A 3,288-nucleotide genomic window follows, 5' to 3' on the forward strand; every position below is an offset into this window, starting at 1 on the left:
CCAGCGTCAGCAGCGCGGCGGCGAGGCCGGCGCGCAGCCGGGTGCCGGATTCCGGATCGGGGTTCAAGGCCGCTCGCCGATTGCGGCAGCGGGGGGCGGGACCGGAAGAACGGCGCTGCACATTCACCTCAGGCGTCCGGGCAGGATCGATTTCACTTCTTCGGCGCGCCCGGTGTCGGCGCCGGTTTCGGCGCTGCGAGCAGCAGCTTGTGCACGAATTCGAGCTTGTCGGCGTAATCGGCATCGCCGCCGCCGTTGTAGCGATCGGCAATCGTCGCGTAGTCGAAGGTGCGCCAGCCGGTCAGCTCGCGCACGTGCTTGCCCCAGCGCACGTGCAGTTCCAGGCCCGGGAACAGGCCCCTGGTGACGGCGCTGCTGTTGAGGTCCTGCAGGTCCTTGACCTTGATGCGGAAGTGGCGGGCGATCTTCCACCACGAATCGCCCTTGAGCACCTTGTAGGTCTCGGGCGGGCGCGAGGTGTCGATGATGTCCTCGTCGCGGATGTTTTTGATCAGACGCGCGAACAGGTAGCAGAGCCCGATGCGCAGGTTCAGCACCGGCTGGTCGGTCGACTGCTTCGGGTCCTTCATGGCCGACTTGAGATCGGCCGACAGCACGAGGTCAGCCCCTTCGGCATCGGCGATGCGGCCCTCGGCCGCGGCCTTCACCACCGACAGGCCCGGATCGCCCTTGTTGCCGATCTGCATGACCCGGCCCTTCCAGACCTTGCCCTGCGGGCCGCCGCTCTCGATCAGCAGCTGCGCCTTGAACAGCCGCCAGTCGAGCGGGTCCGGGAAGTCCGGCGTGCCCTTGAAGCGGGCGACGTAGGCGTCGATCTCGGCCTTCAGTGCCGTGTCGTAGTCGGCGGCGGCCGGGTCGGCGACCGCGGCCGTCATCGTGTCCTTGAAGCCCTGCGTCAGCGCCATCGCGGCCCCCCGCGCTTCAACGCCACCGGAGATCGGTGCAATGCCGGCGAAGTCCCGGCGGAATGCGACCGGGCCGCGGCACGCGAGGCGCGCGGCGGCCCGGCCGGAACTTGCACCCGCATCAGCCGTGCGGCAGCACGATGTGCTCGCGCGCGCCGGCGTCGCTGACCGGCCACTCCGCGAACGGGAACGGCGGCGTCTCGGTCAGGAAGGTCTGGTAGCGCCAGAGCTGGAGCAGGTAGCGCGTCAGGCCGTCGGCAACCGGGCGCAGCCGCGCGTTCGGCTCGCCGGTCAGCAGCAGCGCGCCGAGCTGGAACAGCGCGAGCAGCGCCGCGAGGCTGCCGGCAAAGCCGAGGATCACCGCGAACACCAGCATGTAGGCGGCGCGCTGCCAGAAGCTCTGGCGGCGCAGGTTGGTCTTCAGTCGTTCGTCCATCGTTCGGGTACCTGGGCAGGTGGACGACCGCCGGACGGCGGCCGGGCGCGCGGCACGACAGGCGACGCGTCGCTGCAAGCGTAGATGGCGGCGCCCGCGGCGGATTTCATCGGGCGGTTGCACGCCGTTACAAGAAGAGCGCGCTGCGGCACGTGGGCGTACCCGTCGGCGTCCGCAGACGAATGTCATCGGATTGCCACGAATACCGCTCAAACCGATACGGACGCCACGCTATCCAGCCGCAGCCGGCGCGTGGCGTCCGTATCGGTGCAACTCGGTACAGATCAGTACGATCAGTACGGATCGGTCCGGCGGGGAAATCCGGATCGCGATGCGGTCTGATTCATTCGACCTTGTAGGTCGCCTTCGCATCCTTCACGCACTTGTCCTTGACGTCGCCGCTGAACTGGTCGCACTTGGCCTTGGCGACTTCGAAATCGGCGTCACGCTTGGTTTCCCTGGCATCCTTGCGGGCATCGGCCGTATTGCCCTTTTCGAGCACGGTGATGTCGGCCTTCTGCTTTTCGTAGGTGGCCTTGGCTTCCTTCAGGCAGATGTCCTTCGGATCGCCGGAGAAATCATCACAGCGTTCCTTGGCAACCTTGTAATTGGCTTCAGCGACTTCTTCGGCGGCTTCGAGACGGGCCTTGCTGGTGCCCTTCATTTCCGCCTTGGCCTGTTCGGTGACGCGCGTGTGTTCGGCTTCGGCCTGGGCCTTGCAGACATCCTCGGCATTGCCGGACATCGTCGAACACCTTTCCTTGTCGGTCTTGAGGCGCGCATCGGCGGCCTTGACGGCGGCATCGTACTGGGCCTCGCTCATCGCCGCCTGTGCGGCGGAACCGATGCCGATGGCCAGGATGCCGGCCAGAACGGCGCTGTACAGGGCACTGTGAGCATTACGCATGATGTTCCACTCCCGGGGGGCCGGGCGCACCGGTGGCACGATGCGTACCACCGGTTGCGCATCCGGTTTTGGTATGGGCAGAGAATCAAGGGCCCGCATCAGGACGGGCGGGTGCCGTTTCCGGCACCGGGCGAATCACGAAGGAATTACAGCGTGCGCGTGTATTCGTCGACTTCGCGCTTGGCTTCATCCTTGGTGCGGCCGTAACGTTCCTGAATGCGGCCGGCGAGGTAGTCGCTGTTACCTTCGGCGATGTCGAGATCGTCATCGGTCAGATCGCCCCACTTGGCCTTGAGCGAACCCTTGAGCTGCTTCCACTTGCCCTTGATGATGTCTTCATTCATGGTCGTTTCCTCCTGAGGGCAAATCCGTTCCCGCTCGGCGAAATGCCGACGGTCGAACCTGAATTTGCCGGTTTGGGGATCCGTCGGGCGGGAAAGCATTCCCGTCGTGTCCCGACGGCGGTAAAGACCGGGGCATTTCGCGGGTAGTTCCGCAGGCGTCATTTTTTTCGATCGAAAAGCACAGATTCCCTGATTAAAAATCGTTCATGTCGGGGGCTGCGGCCGTGTGGCCACGGCTGGCTATGCTGCCGGAATCAGGGATTTCGCCGCCGCACGGAGGCCCCGCCGCATGTCGCTCGCTCTCGCCCACTGCCGCGCCCAGCTCGGCATCGACGCGCCGCCGGTCGCGGTCGAGGTCCACCTGTCGAACGGCCTGCCGGGGCTGGCGATCGTCGGCCTGCCGGAGGCGGCCGTGAAGGAGAGCAAGGACCGCGTGCGCGGCGCGATCCTGAACTCGCGCCACGAATATCCGCAGCGGCGCATCACCGTGAATCTGGCCCCGGCCGACCTGCCGAAGGAAGGCGGGCGCTTCGACCTGCCGATCGCGCTCGGCATCCTCGCCGCCAGCGGCCAGCTGCCGGGCGAGCCGCTCGCCGCCCTCGAATGCCTCGGCGAACTCGCGCTCGGCGGCGCGCTGCGCGGCGTGCGTGGCGTGCTGCCGGCGGCACTGGCGGC

At 66.8% G+C, this 3,288-nt stretch carries 5 protein-coding genes; 1 reads left to right on the forward strand and 4 read right to left on the reverse strand.

Features of this window, described 5'->3' with window-relative positions; genetic code table 11:
- Positions 1-152: 152 nt before the first annotated feature.
- The 4 genes from PKE44_RS16925 to PKE44_RS16940 form a co-directional block, all read right to left on the reverse strand.
- Positions 153-926: a LysM peptidoglycan-binding domain-containing protein gene (locus PKE44_RS16925; protein WP_324553612.1), complete on the reverse strand. Its 774-nt coding sequence runs from the start codon at positions 924-926 to the stop codon at positions 153-155.
- 121 nt (positions 927-1,047) lie between these two features.
- A complete protein-coding gene (locus PKE44_RS16930) occupies positions 1,048-1,362 on the reverse strand; it encodes a DUF4389 domain-containing protein (protein WP_324553614.1) in 315 nt (104 codons plus the stop codon).
- A gap of 343 nt (positions 1,363-1,705) precedes the next feature.
- Positions 1,706-2,320: a hypothetical protein gene (locus tag PKE44_RS16935; RefSeq protein WP_324553616.1), complete on the reverse strand. Its 615-nt coding sequence runs from the start codon at positions 2,318-2,320 to the stop codon at positions 1,706-1,708.
- 95 nt (positions 2,321-2,415) lie between these two features.
- The gene (locus tag PKE44_RS16940; protein WP_324553618.1) at positions 2,416-2,613 is read right to left on the reverse strand and encodes a CsbD family protein; all 198 of its coding nucleotides are present in this window, start codon (positions 2,611-2,613) and stop codon (positions 2,416-2,418) included.
- Between the two features lie 289 nt (positions 2,614-2,902).
- Between PKE44_RS16940 and PKE44_RS16945 the strand changes: the two genes are divergently transcribed.
- Positions 2,903-3,288: magnesium chelatase domain-containing protein (locus tag PKE44_RS16945; RefSeq protein ID WP_324553621.1), on the forward strand; the 386-nt coding region annotated here is incomplete at its 3' end.

The organism is Plasticicumulans sp. (assembly GCF_035331805.1).
Taxonomy (GTDB): domain Bacteria; phylum Pseudomonadota; class Gammaproteobacteria; order Competibacterales; family Competibacteraceae; genus Plasticicumulans.

Excerpts from the sequence above, each read along its gene's own strand:
- PKE44_RS16930 (WP_324553614.1), bottom strand. The coding sequence starts at position 1,362 with ATGGACGAACGACTGAAGACCAACCTGCGCCGCCAGAGCTTCTGGCAG.
- PKE44_RS16940 (WP_324553618.1), bottom strand. The coding sequence starts at position 2,613 with ATGAATGAAGACATCATCAAGGGCAAGTGGAAGCAGCTCAAGGGTTCG.
- PKE44_RS16925 (WP_324553612.1), bottom strand. The coding sequence starts at position 926 with ATGGCGCTGACGCAGGGCTTCAAGGACACGATGACGGCCGCGGTCGCC.